Below are 21,096 nucleotides of genomic sequence, written 5' to 3' on the forward strand. Positions count from 1 at the left end.
AAATAGGAGTGAAATTCTTATGACAAATAATGTTCAAACTCTGGAGAAAGATACAGTGATTACAGAGGATAAAGCAAATGATATACGTCTTAAGTTAAGACAAGATCCTGAAGTAATCCAATTAGCACAGCAAGTAGATGCCAAAAATCAAATGGAGTTGCTTGAGTTCGGAAAAGAACCTGCAATTCAGATTTCCCAATTCTCTGATCGTATCTTATCCATGATGCGAACTTCTGGAGTAACAGACTCCGGTCAGATGTTAAGACAGTTAGGTAAGATTATGGATCGGTTTGATAAAAAGGACTTTGAAGAGAATAAAGGCGGTTTATTCAGTAAATTCTTCAAACGAAGTAATGACATGATAGAAAAAATCTTTGGGAAATATCAAACATTAGGCGGTGAAATTGAGAAGGTTCATATTGAAATCTCCAAGTATAAAGATGAAATGTCCAGGTCCACTGTTACTTTAGAAGAAATGTATGAGAACAATATTAACTACTACATGGCTCTTGAAAAATACGTGGTCGCAGGTCAAATTAAGTTAGATGAGTTAAGAAACCTCTTACCATCATATGAGCAAAAGGCGCTTAACGGTGACCAGATGGCTCAGCTTGAAGTGGATACATTAAAGAATGCAATTCAAACTTTGGAAGAACGCATTTACGATTTGGAAATGGCACGAATGGTTTCATTACAAACTGCACCGCAGATCCGTTTACTTCAGCGTGGAAATACCAAACTGATTGGGAAAATCAACTCTGCTTTTGTAATCACTATCCCTATTTTCAAGAACGGTATTATACAAGCAGTAACGGCTAAACGTCAGAAGTTAGTAGCTGATTCCATGAGTGAATTAGACCGACGTACAAATGAAATGTTATTGCGTAATGCTCAAAATATTGCTAGCCAGAGTACTGAGATTGCTAAATTAGCAGGTAGACCTAGTATTAAAATTGAAACAATAGAAGAATCCTGGAGTACCATTGTTAAGGGAATGCAGGAAACAAAAGCGATTGAAGATGAGAATAAGCGACTACGAGAAGATGGAACGAAACGCATCCTGCAGCTTCAAGATAATATGAAAAAACTAGCGCAACAACGATAGTATTAGACAAGTTTTCTAGAAAAGGTCTTTGTAAAAATGTGAAAGAAATGATAGTAATAGGTATCGAAATTTAATTAGTGAAATTAAATACCAATAAATTTGACGGGGTAGGGTGTAAAAATGATTGAATTAAAGAAAAAGGGCGAATCTATAAATCTTACTAAATCCAATAATCAAACAATCGGTGAAATTTTAGTCAATCTAAACTGGAACCAAAATTCTAAACCCGCATCCGGTGGCTTTTTTTCTTCATTATTTAAGGGAAATCAGAATATGGATCTTGATTTAGGATGCCTTTTTGAATTTAAAAACGGAGACAGAGGTTGTGTACAAGCTTTAGGAAATGCTTTTGGGTCATTAAATCATTTCCCATATATGCAACTCGATCATGATGATCGAACTGGAGCATCTATAGGCGGAGAAAACTTACGGATTAATGGAAATAAAATTACTGATATTAAGAGAATACTAGTCTATACATTCATTTATGAAGGAGCAGCAAATTGGTCTGAAGTTGACGGTGTCATCACTTTAAAATACCGTAATGGAGAAGATATTGTTGTTAAAATGGATGAGCACCGAAACGGATTTACTATGTGTGCTATCGCTATGATTGAAAACGTCAATAATCAAACTTTCAATGTTAAGAAGTTAGTAGAATATTTCAATGGACATCAACAAATGGATCGAGCATACGGATGGGGAATGAACTGGGTTCAAGGTTCTAAATAAAGCTTATAAGTATACAAAAAGGACAGATGCTTATGTAGCTTCTGTCCTTTTGTGTATTTCCTAAACTGTCTACTTGGTTCTAAAAACCAAATATATTAGTTGGTGAAGAACGATCAAGGATAAATAAATACAAGTGAATAATGGAATGGTGGAAAACGTATTTTGAAATTTACTAATAAATAGTCCAGAAATAAATATAGATACTAAAAAGAATTCTAAAAATAAAATAGGGAGGGAATGGGATGCTTCGTCTAGAAGCTTTAAATCATCATTGATTTGATTAGAAGTATATTTAAATCTCATTTAATGTATCCCCCTTTTTAGTTCAATACTATTTTATATTCTCCTAAAAGAATAATAATGATACTTTGATTACTCAACTCCCAAACACGATCTTGGTATCTTTACATGAAAGATTAATATCGAATGGAATTACACCCATTCTACATCAACAATATTCAGATAGAGACATAGGGACAGGTGTCGCGTCCCAAAATGTGGGACGCGACACCTGTCCCCATGTTATCTCGCCTATCTCGCCAGCCCTCTCTCAAAAGCAGCAAGATGATTCAAGGAGGCATCTTTTAATCTGGTAAATACATTTCGGATGTCAGTAGGTATATCAAAATCAAGGAATTTTTCATACATCGCGATATTTTCTATTTCTCCTTCCACACCTGCTGCATACGCATTCCTTATCGTTGTGGGGGGAGTGACAAATTGTGGTGATATGTCTTGTGGTACCGGTACTTGATATCGATTAAATAGTTGAAGCAAAGCGGAAATGTGTCTGAGTTCCGCTTCCTGGATTCTGGCGAAAGTCCGGATATAGCCAAATGTGCCAAGTATCTTATTGTATCGGGTTTGTGCCAGGTATTCGTCCTGAAGGGCATAGGTAAGCATTTCACGCAGCGTTAAAGAGGTAGCATTTAATGCCCCCTTGGCACCGTAAGTATCTATAGTCTGGCGGTATTGGTGAGTGTACTGATGCTGGTAGGGGTAATGATTTGAAAACATAGTTGCTCATCCTCCTAGATGTAAGTGGATGAGATATTATATGCTTTGTGATGGAGTGGGTGCCATGGGAACAGGTTCTGCGTCCCGCCATGTGGGACGACGGACCTGTCCCCTCAAAACGTAATCCCACTATTTTTAGACAAATCATTACTAATGATCCCAATACCTTTGATCTTTCCATCTTCCACATCTGGTTGAATAGACGGATTTGATGGATACGTTTCTCCATTAAATATTAACTCCTTGTAACGCCCCTCCATACCTCCACCTGAAACATACATAATGATATTATTCCATCCTCTTGTCATCTTATCTCGAATAATGATTGGTGTTCTTACTAAAGTGAATTGTGATACAAGATTATATTTTCCATCGATGTGTTGAAAGATTAGTGCACTACATCCTCCAGTCCCACATACGTATGGCCCTGTCAAATAGACAAATGTTTCGGGTACCTTATCGTTATTAAGGTCAATTCGATTGTAATAATACCGGACTTTATTTTCTCCAGGTTTAATGTCGAGAACTTTACTAAATGCTTTTTCTAATTCTATATCCCGTTCTGTTTCGGACTCTATAAAGGTGACGCCGTTTAAATCGACTTGTCTATCTTCAGGTTTGGCGGAATATACAGCAGTACCTTTCACCAAGATACACAAGCTTACCACCAAGAATGAGAGTAGTATAAAGCAGTAATTTCTCTTCATATTGACCCCCCATTTAATTTGTATTCTTCCATGAATATGCTACCCAATCATTGTTTTTTTCATTAAGGGGGCAGGTTCCGCGTCCCACTAAGGGGGGACACGGGACCTGTCCCCCCCACATTAAAAAAGTACAGAACATACCAAAAGAGTGCTAGTGATAGCGCTTACAACCCCGTCAATCAAGCCATATAATTAAGTTGTAATCATATGGATGACAAGTTAAAGGGGGATTTAACGATGAAGAGAACGTGGAAGTCTATTTCGGTTTTATTGGTTGTGATGCTGGTCACGGCTTTGATGGCAGCATGCAGCGACAGCAGTGGGGGTAGCAGTAAGGTGAGTGTTGGTATCGTCTTGCCGACGAAGGACGAGCCTAGATGGGTTCAGGATGAGCAGCGTTTCAAGGATGCTTTGTCCGATTCCAAATATACAACGGAAATTCTTTTCAGCCAAGGTTCTTCCGCTAAGGAAAAAGAAAATGTGGAAACATTGCTGAACAAAGGTATTGAGGTTTTGATCATCACGCCTCATGATGGTGCTGCGGCAGCTTCTGCTGTGGAAGCGGCGAAAAAGGAAGGCGTAACGGTCATCTCTTACGATCGCCTGATCACGAACACAGATGCAGTGGATTATTATGTAACGTTTGATAGTGTGGCAGTTGGTGCGGCACAAGGGCAATACTTGATTGATAACTCAGAAGGCAAGAATGTTCCATTGTACTTGTATGCTGGTGCATCTTCTGATAACAACGCATTCCTATTCTTTGAGGGTGCGTGGAGCGTGCTTCAACCGAAAATTGCAGATGGCACATTTAAGATTGCCAACTCCAGTGAAGCGGAAAAGCTGAAGGATAAAGCGGAGCTTACTCGCGATGAAATGGGTAAAATCTTAGGTCAGGTTACAACGAACTGGGATCCAAACGAAGCGAAAAACAAAGCGCAGACTCACTTGACTGCTGCTGGTGCAGATCTTAAAGGTGATGTGGCAGTATTGGCTCCGAACGACGGAACAGCTCGTTCCATTGCGGACGTATTCGGAACTGATGGTGACATCTCAAGCTTCCTTGTAACAGGTCAGGATGCGGAAAAAGCTTCCATTCAATACGTAATCGATGGCAAGCAATCCATGACAGTATTCAAGGATGTTCGTACGTTGGTGAAGGATGCAATGGGTATCGCAGTTGAGATCCTGGATGGAAAAACTCCGGAAACAACTGGTGCTTATGATAACGGAAATAAAGAAGTAAAAGCGAAGCAGACGGATGTTATCGTGGTGGATCAGGAGAATGTGAAGATGGAACTGATCGATTCCGAGTACTACGAAGCTAGTGAGTTTACTGGACTATAAGATAGGTTGCGGGATAGTGGTTCTGAACCGCTATCCCGTCATTGTCAGTGCTTTTGTTAGGCTCTTTTCACAAGAAAATGGGCTTTTGTTAAGGGGGGATAAGCATGAGTGAATTTATTTTGGAGATGAATCAGATCTCGAAGGAATTTACGGGAGTGAAGGCGCTTAGCGATGTGAATTTCAAGGTGAAAAAAGGTGAAATTCATTGCTTGATAGGGGAGAACGGTGCGGGCAAGTCCACGCTGATGAAGGTGCTGAGCGGCGTATATCCGTATGGAACCTATGAGGGCGATATCGTGTTTGAAGGCGATGTACAGCAATTTAACAAAATCAGTGACAGTGTGAAGACAGGCATCGCCATCATCTATCAGGAGCTGGCACTGTTTCCGGACCTGACGGTGTATGAAAATATTTTTGCCGGAAATGAAGTGAAGCATGGCGGCTTTATCGACTGGAACAAGACGATTGTCGAAGCGAAAAAGCTCCTCGGAAAAGTGAAGCTGAACATCACGCCGGATACGCTCGTGAAAGACTTGAGTGTCGGGAAGCGTCAGCTGGTCGAGATTGCAAAGGCACTCAGCAAGGACGTCAAACTATTGATACTTGATGAGCCGACAGCTGCGCTAAATGAGGACGACAGCGAAAACCTGCTTGACCTTTTAAGAGATTTGAAAAGGCAGGGAATCACCTGCATCATGATCTCCCACAAGCTGAAGGAGGTCATCTCGATTGCGGACAAGGCGACGGTCATCCGTGATGGGAAGACCATTTGTACGCTTGACGGGGCACAAGGGAAGATCACAGAAAGTGTTATCATCAAAAACATGGTGGGACGCGAGATTGCGGATATCTATCCGAAACGACCCGACCAGGTGATTGGTGAGAAAATTCTCGAACTGCACAACTGGTCCGCCTATGATCCGCAGCTTGGGAGACAAGTGGTGAAAGACGTGAATATGCATGTGAAAAAAGGCGAGATTGTCGGCATCGCAGGCTTGATGGGATCGGGAAGAACAGAGCTTGCCTTGAGTATTTTCGGCAATGCCAAAGGCTATAAATTGCAGGGAGATCTGGTCTGGGATGGCAACTCCACATTGCTGAAGCATACGAGTGACGCCATCAAAGCGGGAATCGCCTATGTAACAGAGGATCGGAAGGGCGATGGGCTGTTTCTTTTACAGGATATTAAGAGCAACATTACTGCTGCCAATCTCAAGGGCATCGCTTCAAGTGGTGTCATCAATGACAACGAGGAGATCAAGGTGGCCGATGGCTATAAGGATTCTCTTCATATAAAAGCGTCCTCGCTTGAGCAGCTTGTTGGAAATCTGAGCGGGGGGAACCAGCAGAAGGTATCCATCGGCAAATGGCTGTTTGTCGGTCCGAAGCTGCTGATCCTCGATGAGCCGACTCGGGGTATCGACGTTGGGGCGAAGTTCGAAATCTATACCGTAATGAACAAGCTGATCGATGCAGGCCTTAGCATCATCATGATTTCGTCAGAGCTTGGGGAAGTGCTTGGTATGAGTGACAGAGTGTATGTCATGGCGCAGGGGGAAATAAAAGGGGAGCTTGCGATTGCGGATGCTGATCAAGAAAGAATCATGCAGCTCGCAACGCTTTAGGAGGTTAATAGAATGAATGTGATACAGGAAGCAAGAACGTTGATTCATGAAAATATTCGCGACTATGGAATGTACATCGCGCTATTCGTTATTATTCTTACTTTTTCCATCATGACGGACGGACTCTTCATGAGTTCCCGGAATATCAGTAACCTGCTGGATTCTGCGGGCTATATTGCAGTGCTGGCGGTCGGGATGACCCTCGTCATCGTCATCCGCCATATTGATTTGTCTGTCGGCTATGCAGCTGGGTTCCTCGGTGCGATTGCCGCTATCCTTTTGACACAGACCGGTGTACCTGTATATGTGACGATTCCTATCATTCTAGTGTTAGGGGTGGCAATCGGGCTGTTCAACGGGGTGCTGGTTGCGAAGATTGGAATTCCTTCCTTCGTTGCCACGCTTGCGGGGATGCTCATTTTCCGTGGCGCGCTTCTGCAGGTGACGGAAAAGACAGGAACCATCATCATCCAGGACGACAAATTCAATGCGATCGGGAACGGCTTCATTCCTTCCCTCGTGCAGGTGAGCGGTCTGCATTTGCTATCCTTGCTCGTTGGGGTTGTCGGAATTCTACTATACATCTATAGTGAATTTTCCAATCGAAAAAACAAAATCAAGTACAACTTCGAAGTCGTGTCCAAACCGATTTTTGCATTAAAATTGGTATTCGTTTCCGGAATCATTGGTTATATTACGTGGATCTTGGCAGGCTATAACGGATTCTCGTGGACAGTAATCATTATGCTACTAGTGGTTATCATCTATCATTTCCTTACTACGAAAACGGTGCTTGGCCGCCACATCTATGCGGTTGGAAGCAACCCGGAAGCGGCTCACCTTAGCGGGATCAACGTGAAAAAGATCACGTATATCGTGTTTGGTTCGATGGGGATGCTTGCTGCCCTATCAGGTATTCTTTTCACAGCTCGTCTGCAATCGGCAACAACTACTGCAGGAACGCTATTCGAGCTTGATGCCATCGCGGCGGCCTATGTTGGGGGCGTATCCTCTGCAGGGGGAGTCGGAAAAGTGACAGGCGCCATCATCGGTGCGATCGTAATGGCGTCCTTATCGAGCGGGATGAACCTGCTTGGAGTCGGCATTTCCTATCAGTATATGATCCGTGGTGGAGTGCTTGCTGGAGCGGTAATCTTTGATGTGATGACTCGTAAAAAACGTTAATAGTTTGAGGGGCTTGTAACTGGTCCCTCTGCTTTTTTATCTCCTTCGTTCTCCTCTTGCAAAATATCCTACAAAAACTTTTAATCTGCCAATCATTGGTTCTATCAGCAAGTATTGTGCAATTTTGAATAGATGATATGATGAAATTAGCATCATGGAGGGAAGGAGACAGATCTCTTGCGGAAAACTAGTATTATTGTGCTATGCATTTTGATTGCAATCCTATGTAATTTTACCCTCGTCTCCGCCAATAAAGTTTTTCGCTCGGATTGGAAAATGCCTCCGAAGGTAACCGAGAGCGAGGAGCAGTCTCGTCTCGTTCTGATCACACAGGATAGGGAGACACCATTCTGGGATGAGGTTGCGAGCGGTGCGATGAGGCAGGCCCAAATGGAAGGGGCGAGCCTGGAGGTCTGGGGAAGCTACGGCAAGAACAAGGAAGAATTTTTGAAAAGCATCGAAATAGCCATTCAGTCAAAAGTGGATGGCATTATCATACAAGGACTCGACAATGAGGAGTTCAAGGACCTCACGAAAATCAAGGCCTCCTTTTATGGAATTCCCATCATTACAGTGGCGAATGATGTGCCGATGAATGAGAGCCTTCGCAGAACGTATGTCGGTTCGGATCAATATCTGGCCGGGAAAATGATAGCCCGCGAGCTTTTAGCCGATATGGGAGAGGAAGGCAGTGTTGTGCTCATGTACGACAGCAAGCCCGAATTTTACCAGCAGGAGCGTTTGAAAGGAATCGAGGAAGTGCTACAGTTTTACCCGAGCATCGAGATGGTTCATGCAGCAACCGAAGATACGAGGGAGCACATCACCGCTTCCACCAGGGACGTGCTGAACAAGGAACCGGATGCAAAAGCCTTCATTGCGGTCAATGCAAATGTGGCGGGGGCCATGATCAAGGAAATTGGTAAGCGCTCTCAGGTTGAGCCGTACCACATCTACTCCTTTGATGATGGGCCGGAGTCATTGACCTTGCTGAGGCAGGGGAAGCTTGACGGATTGATCGAGCAGTCGCCGGAAAGGATGGGACAGGTCAGTGTGCAGCTGATGATGGAATGGCTGAATGACGTGACCATGCCACTAGATAAAAACGGGTATTTAACGGAGATTACAATCCTGAAAGCGGCGGATGTGCAATGACCAGTATCCAAAAGAAAATATTGACGCTCACCTCGGTTGTACTGGTCATCATGTCGGTAATTTGGTTAGCGCTTACATACTACAACCATAAAACCCAGCAGCAGTACAATGAGATTTTGCAGCGGTATTTAAGCATGAATGAGGTGACGACCGCGAGCCAGCAGGTCATCACCGATCTCAACAACTATATGATACAGCCCTCCAAAGGGAACCGCGAACGGCTCGATCAGAGTAAGGAGAAGATCCAGCAGGCGAAAAAAGAAGTTTCCAAGCTGCGGAACACCGAGAACAATTTTACTCTAACCAATTATATCAACCTGATTGATAGCTTTATAGAAACGACCGACCGCCTGCTTCTTTTCCACTCGGAAAATGACAGTGAAGCCTCAGCCAATGAATTCACCGAAGCGACGCGGATCTCCACGTATATGTCGGAAATGTCGCTCGCACTCCTTGATACGGAGCTGAAGACATATAACCGCTTTTACCGGGGGATCATTGACCAGTCGGGTGAAGTCATGAAGCTTGGAATTTGGGTGCTGCTTCTGATTGCCTGTGTACTTCTGCTTGTGACGTACTGGTTTTCGTTGAGCATTACGAGGCCGGTATACAAGCTGACGAAAGCGGCCAATGAGCTGTCCAAGGGGAATTTCGGCCAGCCGGTCCAGGTCGATACGAATGATGAAATCGCCTTTTTGGCAAAAACCTTCGACCGGATGCGGATCAACATCAACAATCTGATTTCGGAGATCAAGCATAAGGCGCAGCTCGAGCGCGAACTGCAGGAGAGCAAGCTGCTCCTCCAGGAAAGCCAATTTCGCAGTCTTCAAAGCCAGATCAACCCGCACTTCCTTTTTAACACACTAAATACATTATCAAAAAAAGCGTACCTCGAGGGCTCGGAGGAAACGAGCGATCTCTTGGTGAGTGTGGCGGGCATCCTGCGCTACAACCTGAAGAGGCTGGACCGCTCGGTGACGCTTCATGAGGAAGTGGTCGTCTTAAAGCAGTACATGGATATCCAAAAAGCCAGATTCACGGACAGGCTCCATCTGCATATGGAAGTGGACCCATCGTGTCTTGGGATGAAAATTCCTGCTCTGACGCTTCAGCCAATCATCGAAAATGCCGTCATTCATGCAGTCGAGCCGAAAGAGGATGGTGGCGTCATCTGGTTTAGGGTGATGGATGAAATGGATCACGTTCGCATTGAAATCGAGGACGACGGAATGGGAATGTCGGAGGATAAGAGACTCCAGATTATCAACGAAACCCCGGTCCTATCAGAAGGCCACTCAACAGGAATCGGCTTCAGCAACGTCGTCAAGCGCCTCCGCCTTTTCTACGGCTACGAGGATGTCATCGATATCGAAAGCGTAGAAGGCCGGGGTACGAAGGTTATTTTGAAAATAAAAAAACAATAAGGAGTCGAGGCAGATGATTAAGCTCCTGATCGTGGATGATGAACAAATAGAACGCGAAGGCATGCAGGCCATTCTGGAAAAAGGGTTTCCCGGAATAGTGATCAAGCAGGCAAAAAACGGCAGGATGGCAGTCGAGATGACGGCCGATTTCGGGCCGGATTTGATACTGATGGATATAAAAATGCCAGGAATGAACGGACTTGAAGCGGTGGAGCAGATCAGTGCCGACTATCCAGCAGTGAAATTCATCATGGTTACCGCGTTCGATACTTTTGACTATATGAAGCAGGCAATCAAGCTCGGTGTAAAGGATTATGTGCTCAAACCGAGCAAAGCCAGCGAGATCGTGGTGACGGTCGGAAAAGTGATCGGCCAGATCGAAGAGGAGCAGAAGAAGCTTGCCGAAAGCAGGGTGCAACAGGAAGCGTTGCAGAAAACCTTGTCGCTTGTGGAAACGGATGTTGTGACACAGCTTCTGTTCGACCATGTGCATGAAGTGCATCTGGATATGCTGGTGGAGATGCTCGACACGCCTTCAACTGGCGAAATGTTTGTGATGCTGTTGATACTGCCAGCAGGTTCGGAGCATCTGTATCCCTCTGTGAAGGAAAAGGTGAGGGCAACCAGGAGCGGCTGGATTGGTGCCTTATATGGTTCGCAGCTTCCGATTATCGTATTCCGTGATTCAGAGAAATCCTATCGTTCCCAGGCAACTGCTCTTGCACGCGAGATCCTTGCTTTTGGAAGCACCCAACCCGTTCAAGGCTTGTTTGTCGGGATCGGAAGCGTGTGTGATTCCCTGAATCGGATTCGTGAGTCCTATCATGATGCGCTCATGGCAACAGTCAATACAGGACTGCCTGTGAAGTATCGCTTTTTTTCGGATGTTCCGGTCATGGGGGAAGTCTGTGAAGGAGAGCTGAACAAGCACCAGAAAAAAGATTTTGCCGATGAGGTCAGGCAAGGCAAGTGGGACGAAATCCGTCAGTATGTGATGAACACGATTCAATGCTTCGAGAAGGAGCGGGCCGAGCTTTTGCATACGCAGCAGCGGGTGCAGGAGGTGCTATGGGTGGCCTCACGCGTGCTGAGTGAAATAGGTGTGGAGATCGCCACGCCGATGTATTCCTTTAACCTATTGGATTACCGTCAGCTAAAGGCAGAAACTGGGCAATTGCTTGATCGTATGAAGCAGGCCTATATCGGGCATTACGACCGGATGGAAGCGGACACGATCCACCAGCTTAAGCAGTTTATTATGGAACACTCCCATGAGGACATTACCCTTGATGCCCTGGCGAAAAAAGTGGGATTGAGTCCGATCTATATCAGTAAAATGTTCAAGGGAAAACAGGGAGTCAACTATATTGATTTTCTGACGGAATGCCGTATCGAAAAAGCGAAAAGGTTGATGGGCGATCCCGAGAGAAGCATCAAGGAAATCACCTTTGAGGTCGGCTATCATGATCCGAACTATTTTTCAAAGGTGTTCAAGAAGATGTGCCATGTGTCCCCGAAGGAATATAGGAAAACGTTGCTTGGACATAAAGTTTGATTAAGGTAAAAGGGGGGAGACGGATGGGATGGAGGCGTGTATTATTTTTCATCATGGCACTGGCGCTGGTCTGTGCTGCCTCTGGTTGTATAAATGTTACAGAAACAATGGAGCCGGTGCTGCCCACTAAGCTTCCCGAAAAGGAAACGCCCGATGATGACAAAATCAAAATCGGATTCTCCATGGATACACTCGAGGAGGAGCGCTGGCTGCGGGATAGGGATATGTTCAAGGCGGCGGTTGAGGCCTTGGGTGCCGAAGTGGAGATTAAGGCGGCTAACGGGGACGACTCGGAGCAGATCCTCCAGGCGGAAAAGCTGATCAGTGAAGGCGTCGACCTGCTTGTTGTTGTACCGCACAATGCGGAGGCGACAGCAGCCATCGTCAATAAGGCACACCTTGCCGGTATCAGGGTCATCTCCTATGATCGCTTGGTGAAAAACTCGGATATCGACCTGTATGTTTCTTTTGACAATGAAAAGGTCGGCGAGCTACAGGCAGAGGCAATCACGAAGCTCGTCCCGAATGGCAAATACGTCTATATCGGAGGGGCCGACACGGACAACAATGCCCATTTGTTCAAAAAGGGCGTATTTAATGTGCTTCAGCCCTTGATCAACAAGGGGGACATCACGGTGGTGTACGACCAGTGGACGAAAAACTGGCTGCCGGACAATGCCTTTGCCAACATGGAAGCGGCGCTTGCCGCCAATAATAATGAAATTGATGCGGTCATTGCCGCGAATGACGCAACAGCCGGGAAGGTAATTGAAGCACTCGAAAAACAGGGCCTCGCAGGCAAAATTCCGGTCGCCGGACAGGATGCAGAGTTGATGGCGGCGCAACGAATTGTCCAAGGAACACAGACGATGACCGTTTACAAGCCAATTAAAACCTTGGCACAAGAGGTGGCCGAGCTGGCTGTGCGAATGGCCAAAGGAGAATACATCGACACCGACCGAAAAGTCAACAACGGCAAAACCGAAGTCCCATCCGTACTACTCGCACCAATAGCGGTGGACAAAGAGAACATGGACGAAACCGTGATTCGCGACGGGTTTCACTCGCGCGAAGACGTATATCGATGAGACATGGGGACAGGTCCCATGTCCCGCTTAAGGCGGGACGAGGGACCTGTCCCCGTGTTATGATAGTGGGAAAAAGGAGGCGACGGCAATGGACTTTATTGCATTGGATTTTGAGATAGCGAACAATGATCTGAGCAGCGCCTGTTCATTGGGCATAGTGTTTGTCGATCAGAACAGGGTTGTGGATGAGAAGTACTTTTTGATTCAGCCACCTGGGCTGAAAGTGGACAAGTCCTTCACCAAGGTCCACGGATTGACGGAAGAGGATTTGAAGGATGCGCCGGCGTTTGATGAAGTCTGGGCGGAAATCAGCGACTTCTTTAATACGGACATTTTGGTGGTTGCACATAACGCTTATTTTGACATGAGCGTGTTGAAAAGCTCCCTGCTCCACTACTCCTTGGAGATCCCTGAATTCGACTATGCTTGCAGCATTCCAATCAGTACACGCGGCTTGAACGGTTTCAAGGTGGGGGGCTCGCTGAAGGCAAGAGCCGAGCACTTTGGTGTGACGCTTGACCATCATCATAATGCCCTGTCCGATTCACGAGCCTGTGCGGAAGTAGTCCTCCGATGCATCGACCTGAAAAAGCGGAACTCGCTCCGGACCTACTGCAGCACTTACTCATCGATTCCGGTTAAGAGTTTCGTAGAGTTGAAGCCGCAGACCAGCTTTTACACGAAAACAAGAACGAGAAAGACGAATATGCGTAAGACATTCAACTCGGTCTCGGTCAGTGATATCACACCTTCTGGCACTGCGTTCGATGACAAGCATCCGCTTTTTGAAAAGAACCTCGTCTTCACGGGTGAGCTGACCACTATAGACCGTGCGGAGGCGATGCAATTGGTGGTGGATAAAGGCGCCGTCATCAAAAGCGGAGTCAGCGGCAAAACGGACTACCTCATTGTAGGCAAGCAGGACCCGACCATCGTTGGCCCCGACGGCCTCAGCACGAAAGAAAGAAAAGCCCACGAACTGATGAAAAAAGAAAGCAAAATCAAGATTTTGAAAGAGGAAGAATTCTTGAAACTGATGGGGACTGGTTCCGTGTCCCACTAAGTGGGACGAGGGACCTGTCCCCATATTCACGTTTGATACAGCCTCCTAATGGGAACAAAGTACGATAGCGAATTTTGTGAGGAGGAATTCAAAATGAGCAAAACGATATTCATCACAGGAGCGGGTACCGGACTTGGCAGGGGAGCTGCACTTGGTCTGGCTAGGAATGGTCATCGTGTGATTGCGACGACCGAACTTACATCACAGAAGACTGATCTTTTGAGGGAAGCGGAAGAACAGGGTTTGGATATGGTGGTATTCAAGCTCGATATCACGAACCAGCTCGACCTGGAGCAGATCAATAAGTACGATTTTGATGTATTTGTGGCCAATGCTGCAATTAATGAAGGCGGACCGCTCGGGGAAGTGCCGATGGAGCGATTCCGCGCGTTATTTGAGGTGAATGTATTTGCCACGCTTGAGTCGGTTCAGTATGCGGCGCGTAAGCTGGTGAAAAAAGGGAGCGGGAAGATCGTCTTCATGAGCTCCATGGCAGGCATTTCAGCGACCCCATATGTTGGTCCCTATACGGCAACCAAGCATGCGCTTGAAGGGATAGCCCAAACGATGAAATCGGAGCTTGCGGAGTTCGGGGTAAAGGTGGCAACCATCAACCCAGGTCCATACGCAACCGGCTTTAATAAACGGGCAGCAGAAGAAAAATGGAAATGGTTCGATGAAGAGAAGCATTTTACTAGAAAAGAAGACATGAAAGAACAGGAAGCAAAGCTAAAAGAATTCGATCCACAAGACATGATCGATGTAATGGTGGAAATCATCCCGGCCGATCACCACAAATTCCGCACCGTCCACCCGGAAGAAACCGAAAAGCAGCTCAAGGAAACCGAGCAGGAGCGGTGGGGGATGGAGATGTGATTGAATAAATAAAGGAGGGGCCTGACCCCCGTTGCGTTAATGCTTTAATGCAGCGGGGGTCAGGCCCCTTTTAGGTCGTCACATGGATCTATCCCCACGGACTTTCCCCAAAGCTTCCAGGCTGAACTGCTTCAGCAGGGAGTCTGGCATTGGGGCGAGGTTTCGGACGGCTGTTTCGGCGGATGTGATGGCTTCTTCGTGTCTGCCGAGTTCCTTCAGGATCAGTGCTTTGAACGTGTCCTTGATATAGTGGTTGGTCAGGTCGATGGGGTGATGGTTGTCGATGGAGCCCACCTTTTCGATTGCTTGCAACGCTTCGTCATAACGCCCCAGATAATAGAGAGCCTTTCCTTTTTCCAGGTTGAACCACGTATCATAGTCTTTCATTCGTTCCGGATCGGTGAGGAAGCTCTCTATTTGAACGAGCGCTTTCTTGTATTCCTTTTTTTCCGATATCAGATCGATAATTTGAAACAACTTGTAAAAGTAGATGGAGGATTCATGATCGGCAAATTCCCCGTACTGCTTCAGTTTCTTTAAATAGTAATCCTTCTTTCTTTTATATCCTTCCATAAAGGCATGTGCCGCAGCAAGGCGGTACAGGTCATCAATCCGATAGAAAATCCGCTTTTCCTTGGAGAAGGCGAGCGCCTTTTCCATTGCTTCAACCGCTGCTTCGTATTCGCCGACAGCGAAGAGCAGGATGGCCTCGTGATAGTCCAGGTCAAGCCTAGCCAACGGCTCGATATAAGGATGATTTGTTTCAATTTCCTTTCGTTCGGTCGTGAAAATTTCCAACGCCTTTCTGTAATCATGCTCAAAGAACGGAATGTTCGATAAAAATATTCCGATGGTGGTCCGGTTGGAGGAGATATTCATCAGATCAAAAATGTCAGATGCTGTTTTTAAACCCTGGTGCCAGCCTGGTTTCTCTTCGCGGTGTAGGGCATAGCTGTAAATCTCCATCAGGCGTGCACTCTCAAAGCTTTGTGTCAACTTGTCAATGAAAGGTGCTATCAGTTCGATCAATTGCCTAGATTTATCTGGCAGATCCGTAAGCATGGTATTATGGATTTTTTCCGCCTGCTCCAAAACACTTCTCAGCTCCTCGGAACTGACTTCCTCCAAGAGATCTGCCATGTCCACTCCCAGCTGTTGGGCAATATAGGTCAGGCTCTCCATGGAAGGATTCGCCTTGTTATTTTCGATCAGGCTGAGCATGCCCTTTGTGAGCTCGGTCCCGGCAAGTGCTTCGAGCGTCAGCTTCTTCTGTTTTCTCAATTTCCGTATACGTTCTCCAAGCATGTGTATAGAACACTCCTTCATCCGCCTATTTTGTTTAATTATATTAAACTTTTACTTGAAAGGGAAGAGTTGTATGTGGTATGATTTGTTTAATTAAATTAAACTTTTTAAAGTTGGGGTGTTGTTTATGAACGAAAGCTCTAAATTAAAAAAGGCGACATATCACCTGTATACCTTCATGATCAGTAAAATGGTAGCATCATTTGGTGCTCAGGTTTACACCTTCGCAATCAGTTTTTACATTCTACAGGCAACCGGGTCCGCGACGAGCTTTGCAACGAACCTGATATGTAATATTCTTCCTCGGACGCTTGCCGCTCCGTTTGCTGGAGCCATCACAGACCGCTATTCAAGAAAAATGATCGTTATTACCTCACAGATTGCTACCACACTGGCGGTAGCGGGACTTCTTGTTTTTACCCTGACATCCGGACTCTCCATCACAGCAATATATATCACTACTTGTATTTTGTCGCTTACATCCATGTTTTCCGGAATAGCATTCTCTTCTTCTATTACAGGTCTAATTGATAAAGATCGAATCCAAAAGGCGATGGCCCTGAATCAGATGTCCATTTCTTTTGCCGCGATCGGAAGCCCTGCAGTGGGTGGACTATTGTATGGAACAGTATCCATTCCGGTATTTCTTGTTATGTACATCGTGGCTTCCATTATTGCCGTCATCCTAGAATCGACGATGAATTTCCGACTGTTCGCAGCCGCGCAGAAGCCGGAAGTGGAAGGAACAGAAAAGGAAACCATGTGGCAAAGCATCAAAGCAGGAATAGGATATCTGCGCCTGCAACCCATTATCATGATCATGCTTTGGATCAGCTTGCTCATCAACTTCCTGTTCGGAGCCTTTGAAGTCGGGTATTCCTATATCCTGATTGAAAAATTGAATGTGGAGTCCCAGCATTTTGGCTTGACCCAGGGGGCGTTCTCCTTAGGAATGCTTTTGATGTCGATCTATTTTTCCACTAGAAAAGAAGTGCAATTCCCGCTTCTCGTGTCCAAACGGGGAATTCTGGCACTTGGAATCATCATGGGGGGAATCGCCTTGCCGCTCCTGCTTTCCATGTCATATTGGGTTCAATTTTCCTACTTTGTCGTCATCATGTTCTGCTTTGGCTCCATGATTATAGTCGTCAACACACCGCTTCAGGTCATGCTGCAAAAAACAATCGAAGACGAATTCAAAGGACGGGTATTTTCCATTATCGAAACTATGGCAATGGCACTCATCCCGCTAGGAATGGTCATCTATGGCATACTCTACGACATCTTCCCAGGACAATGGGTACTGCTCCTGTCGGCAAGCTTGCTCGTAACTGTCGTACTCATCATGGCCAGACCATCCGTGATTCGTAAAGCCCACCCTGAAGTGGATGTCAAAACCAGGGAAAGCGTCGCTTAAGACGTGGGGAAAGGTCCAGTGTCCCGTATAGTGGGACACTGGGACCTATCCCTGGTGTATAATGATTACAACGTACATAAACTATCAATTGCGACAGGTGATGAATCTATGGAATCAAAAGACTATCTAATAAGCGAATTGAAAACGATTGAAAAGTGGGAGAAGGACCAGAAGGGTGTCTGGTTCTGGGAGCGCCTTACCCGCTTGCCTTTCAAACTGCTGGATAAAATAACGCCGAAATTCATCCAGGAAAAAATCGGCAGTCTGTTGGATGAGCTGGGAAGCTATATCCAGAATGGTGGGCAATATTTGACGAGTGAAAAGTCCGTATTTCAATTTTACGAAAAGAAGATGGGGCGCAAAATCAACGAGCTGGCGGACATTCAAGCTGTGCCGTTGCAGGAAATGAAGCAGCTTGCGCTTGACCTTTCCGGAAGAAGAAAGACGGCTGCCACGCTGCAGGGTGCAAGCACTGGAATCGGTGGCCTGTTCACGCTTGCCATCGATATTCCGGCAATCCTTGCGATATCATTGAAGACCCTTCAGGAGATCGCAGTTATCCACGGATACGACCCGAAGGACAAAAAGGAACGGGTATTCATTTTAAAATGCCTCCAGTTTTCCACAGCCGATTATGTCGGAAAGAGTGCCATTCTTAATGAGCTGGCAGGCTTCGGAAATGACGAGCAAAAATCCAGTGAAGTCATTTCCCAGCTCCAAGGCTGGCGCGAGGTGACCTTGACTTTCACGGAGTCATTCGGATGGAAGAAGCTCTTTCAGATGGTACCAGTTGCTGGAATCCTCTTCGGTGCGTATGCCAATCGCTCGATGGTCAAGGATCTTGCCGAATCGGGAACGATGCTGTATCAGAAAAGAAAAATTCTGGAGCGTCTGGAGCAGGCCTCGAGTCCTGTGCGCGAGTAATAGAGATAAAATCCCTGTCAATCTGATAGGGATTTTTATTGTGGACAAATAACTTTTCATCATGTAGCAGGACAACCCTGTTATGCACAAAGATTCAGATTTATGCACAATTTCCGGGGATTTGTGCATAAAGGTTATATGTTTTTTTACAAAAAACGTGATAGGAAGAAAAATGACCTGGTTATCCACAAAGCGGCGGAATCGGAAAATGCCGACATGGAAACTTTTCCACAATTTCATCTTTACTGGAACCAAACAAATAAAAAAGGTAATTTCCTCCCATATGTTTAATATAGCTTAAAAGCGGGACTATTTTCCCCATTCCGAATAAGAGGAGGAATCAACAAATGATCAATGGCTATACAAGGTTTGCCGCCACAGTACTATGGCTCCAGGTTCTGACCATCGCAATCTCCGGTGCGTTCGTGCTGAAACATTTTCCGCCCATCCATGTGATGAATGGAGTCATTGCTATCATCATTGCTTCTGTTTTACTAAAAGCAAAATGGAAGTGGACCCCGATTTTTGGCATTCTCTATGGACTTTTATTTTCTATTCTTACTGTGCCAAGCTTCATCATCACGATGTTTCGCAGCATTGATCCCGAGTACAATGCGATGAGGGAGGCTAGCAACCCGTTTATCGGAATCAGTTTTCTGACTGCCCTTTCCGTGTTGACGATTCTCGTTGCATCCATAGCTGGACTACGGGCAAATCTTCGCAACAGTCAGCAAACTCCAGCTTGGTTTCCAAAAGTGACAGGTGTTTTATACGGCGCAACAGCAATGGGTCTCCTAGCCAGCATATATCTCCAGCTCCATTGGGTAACAGGGATAAATGCCTCTACTGTTGAACAGCTTCCAACCCTCATCATGAAGCCGGATTCCATGGAGCCGAAAACAATGGAAATCACGGAAGGAGAACCACTCGTTCTTCGGATCATCAACGAATCCGACAACGCCTGCCATATTCTCAGCTTTCCGGAACTTGATGCAAGTGTGCATATGGAACGAGGCAGGACCGGATTGCTAGTCATCGACCCGGAACCGGGAACCTATACGTACCAATGCAAGCCGCATCATGATTATGTGAATGAGAATATTAAAGGTGTGCTGACCGTGCATCCGAAATAATCCTTGAACAAAAATCCAGCCTAACCACAGGGTGGATTTTTTAATTTTTCTATCACACTTTTCCCGATAATTCTACTCCCTAAATATTATTTTTTCTGCAGATTTTCCTATCAAAATTATGATAGGATAGAAAAAAATTAGATGATTGAAAATAGGGGATGGGAATCATGCTGGAAGGGAAGATTATCAAATTCTATCGAGAACAACAGGAAATGAAGCAAAAGGACCTAGGGGAAGGAATTTGTTCCAGTACGCATATCAGCAAGATTGAACGTGGTCTCACGGAAGTCTCGGAGGAAACGATTCTATTATTATCGAAGCGACTGGGGATCAGGATGGAGGAGGAGCTTACCAACTATCGGAGGGTTGAAACGCTGTTAAAGGATTGGCATGATGCTATTGTGAAAAAGCTGAAGTCCAAGGCGGACTCCATCAAAAAGCAGTTGGATGGCATCAACCTTTTGCATATCCAGGATTTCTACCGTTCATATACACTGGTTCTATCGAGATATTATTTGTCTGTCGGGGAGTTCGAATCGGCGAAGTCCCTGATAGAGGAGATGGAGGTGTGGACAGGCTTATCCAGTTATGAGGAAAATATGCTGCTGCACATTAAGGGGATTTGCTACTTAACGGTAAAGTACGACTATGTCACAGCGATTTCTTTCCTCGATCGGATCAACCTGGAGTATTACCCCAACCAGGAATATTACTTTGATTTGGCGCTGGCTTACAGTTCGCTCAACTCCAGGGTGCTGGCCTTCTTTAATGCGAACAAGGCACTGACCTTTTTCACAAAGATCCGAAGCTTTTCCCGTATCATCGAAACGGAAATGTTGATGCTCATCCAGCTTGAGCAATCGGAGGATTACCAATTCTTAAGCAGCGAATATCATAGACTGATAGATATGACAGGGGATTATGGGCTTGATCATCAAAAAGCAATGCTGCATCACAATCTCGGCTATCTTAATCTGCGGCATGGCTATTTCACAGAGGCAAGCCGCTACTATAAAATGTCGATGGATTCGCGTCATTCATCCGACCAAAAGTATGTCGGGTCCTTGGAAGGCTATATCAATTCTCTGACAAAAGAGGGCAGGACGCCGAAAGATAAGCTTTTGAAGCTGGTAGAAGAAGGACTTGCATTATGCCGGACTTTTTCGGACACGACCTTTCAGCATCTTTTTATGATGCATTATCACTCCATTTCAGGTGAAGAGGACAAATACTATCATTATTTGGAAAATGAGGCCTATCCTCACTTTGAAAAAATGGGCTATGTCATGACGAAGGAATTTTATGCGGTTAAGCTGTTTGATTATTATATGGCTAAGAATGATATGGTGAATGCGAACCGCTTTGCAGGGTCTTTGGTGGATAAGTTCAGGAGAGATAATCAGTTTGTATAAATGAGATTTTCATACAATAGGTAAAT

18 protein-coding genes are annotated in these 21,096 nt (G+C 45.5%); 15 read left to right on the top strand and 3 right to left on the bottom strand.

Annotated features, from left to right (window positions below):
• Positions 1-19 precede the first annotated feature (19 nt).
• On the top strand, positions 20-1,105 hold the full coding sequence (locus tag ACQCT5_RS01165; RefSeq protein WP_499638083.1) for a toxic anion resistance protein: 1,086 nt from the start codon (positions 20-22) through the stop codon (positions 1,103-1,105).
• Positions 1,106-1,225: 120 nt separating this feature from the next.
• Positions 1,226-1,837, top strand: a complete 612-nt coding sequence (locus ACQCT5_RS01170; protein WP_499638086.1) for a TerD family protein — start codon at positions 1,226-1,228, stop codon at positions 1,835-1,837.
• A gap of 531 nt (positions 1,838-2,368) precedes the next feature.
• On the opposite strand, the gene ACQCT5_RS01175 is transcribed toward ACQCT5_RS01170, so the two are convergent.
• Both ACQCT5_RS01175 and ACQCT5_RS01180 read right to left on the bottom strand, forming a co-directional pair.
• Positions 2,369-2,854, bottom strand: coding sequence for a ferritin family protein (locus tag ACQCT5_RS01175; protein WP_499638089.1), 486 nt, complete (start codon positions 2,852-2,854; stop codon positions 2,369-2,371).
• Between the two features lie 113 nt (positions 2,855-2,967).
• Positions 2,968-3,561, bottom strand: a complete 594-nt coding sequence (locus ACQCT5_RS01180; RefSeq protein ID WP_499638092.1) for a COG3650 family protein — start codon at positions 3,559-3,561, stop codon at positions 2,968-2,970.
• 237 nt (positions 3,562-3,798) lie between these two features.
• Between ACQCT5_RS01180 and ACQCT5_RS01185 the strand changes: the two genes are divergently transcribed.
• The 9 genes from ACQCT5_RS01185 to ACQCT5_RS01225 all read left to right on the top strand — a co-directional run bounded on the left by ACQCT5_RS01185 (position 3,799) and on the right by ACQCT5_RS01225 (position 14,879).
• The gene (locus ACQCT5_RS01185; RefSeq protein WP_499638096.1) at positions 3,799-4,908 is read left to right on the top strand and encodes a sugar ABC transporter substrate-binding protein; all 1,110 of its coding nucleotides are present in this window, start codon (positions 3,799-3,801) and stop codon (positions 4,906-4,908) included.
• Positions 4,909-5,012: 104 nt separating this feature from the next.
• The gene (locus tag ACQCT5_RS01190) at positions 5,013-6,533 is read left to right on the top strand and encodes an ATP-binding cassette domain-containing protein (RefSeq protein ID WP_499638099.1); all 1,521 of its coding nucleotides are present in this window, start codon (positions 5,013-5,015) and stop codon (positions 6,531-6,533) included.
• Between the two features lie 12 nt (positions 6,534-6,545).
• A complete protein-coding gene (locus ACQCT5_RS01195) occupies positions 6,546-7,718 on the top strand; it encodes a sugar ABC transporter permease (RefSeq protein ID WP_499638102.1) in 1,173 nt (390 codons plus the stop codon).
• Between the two features lie 177 nt (positions 7,719-7,895).
• A complete protein-coding gene (locus ACQCT5_RS01200) occupies positions 7,896-8,873 on the top strand; it encodes a substrate-binding domain-containing protein (RefSeq protein WP_499638105.1) in 978 nt (325 codons plus the stop codon).
• Entirely contained in the window at positions 8,870-10,297 is a 1,428-nt protein-coding gene (locus ACQCT5_RS01205; protein ID WP_499638108.1) for a sensor histidine kinase, read from the top strand. Before ACQCT5_RS01200 ends, ACQCT5_RS01205 begins: the two co-directional genes overlap by 4 nt.
• A 13-nt stretch (positions 10,298-10,310) precedes the next feature.
• Positions 10,311-11,852, top strand: a complete 1,542-nt coding sequence (locus tag ACQCT5_RS01210; protein ID WP_499638112.1) for a response regulator — start codon at positions 10,311-10,313, stop codon at positions 11,850-11,852.
• A gap of 23 nt (positions 11,853-11,875) precedes the next feature.
• On the top strand, positions 11,876-12,940 hold the full coding sequence (gene xylF, locus ACQCT5_RS01215) for a D-xylose ABC transporter substrate-binding protein (RefSeq protein WP_499638115.1): 1,065 nt from the start codon (positions 11,876-11,878) through the stop codon (positions 12,938-12,940).
• Between the two features lie 88 nt (positions 12,941-13,028).
• On the top strand, positions 13,029-14,003 hold the full coding sequence (locus ACQCT5_RS01220) for an exonuclease domain-containing protein (RefSeq protein ID WP_499638118.1): 975 nt from the start codon (positions 13,029-13,031) through the stop codon (positions 14,001-14,003).
• Positions 14,004-14,096: 93 nt separating this feature from the next.
• Positions 14,097-14,879 (top strand): SDR family oxidoreductase, encoded by a 783-nt coding sequence (locus tag ACQCT5_RS01225; protein ID WP_499638121.1) that lies wholly within the window; start codon positions 14,097-14,099, stop codon positions 14,877-14,879.
• 78 nt (positions 14,880-14,957) lie between these two features.
• Here the strand turns inward: ACQCT5_RS01225 and ACQCT5_RS01230 are convergent, their stop codons facing one another.
• Positions 14,958-16,184 (bottom strand): helix-turn-helix domain-containing protein, encoded by a 1,227-nt coding sequence (locus ACQCT5_RS01230; RefSeq protein WP_499638124.1) that lies wholly within the window; start codon positions 16,182-16,184, stop codon positions 14,958-14,960.
• A gap of 127 nt (positions 16,185-16,311) precedes the next feature.
• Here ACQCT5_RS01230 and ACQCT5_RS01235 point away from each other — a divergent pair, with 127 nt between their 5' ends.
• The 4 genes from ACQCT5_RS01235 (at position 16,312) to ACQCT5_RS01250 (ending at position 21,070) form a co-directional block, all read left to right on the top strand.
• Positions 16,312-17,601: an MFS transporter gene (locus tag ACQCT5_RS01235; protein ID WP_499638127.1), complete on the top strand. Its 1,290-nt coding sequence runs from the start codon at positions 16,312-16,314 to the stop codon at positions 17,599-17,601.
• 108 nt (positions 17,602-17,709) lie between these two features.
• On the top strand, positions 17,710-18,525 hold the full coding sequence (locus ACQCT5_RS01240) for an EcsC family protein (protein WP_499639075.1): 816 nt from the start codon (positions 17,710-17,712) through the stop codon (positions 18,523-18,525).
• A gap of 347 nt (positions 18,526-18,872) precedes the next feature.
• The gene (locus tag ACQCT5_RS01245) at positions 18,873-19,658 is read left to right on the top strand and encodes a cupredoxin domain-containing protein (protein ID WP_499638130.1); all 786 of its coding nucleotides are present in this window, start codon (positions 18,873-18,875) and stop codon (positions 19,656-19,658) included.
• A 167-nt stretch (positions 19,659-19,825) separates the two neighbouring features.
• Positions 19,826-21,070, top strand: a complete 1,245-nt coding sequence (locus tag ACQCT5_RS01250; protein ID WP_499638132.1) for a helix-turn-helix domain-containing protein — start codon at positions 19,826-19,828, stop codon at positions 21,068-21,070.
• Positions 21,071-21,096 lie beyond the last annotated feature (26 nt).

The organism is Sutcliffiella halmapala (genome assembly GCF_050107295.1).
Classification (GTDB): Bacteria; Bacillota; Bacilli; order Bacillales; family Bacillaceae_I; genus Sutcliffiella_A; species Sutcliffiella_A halmapala_A.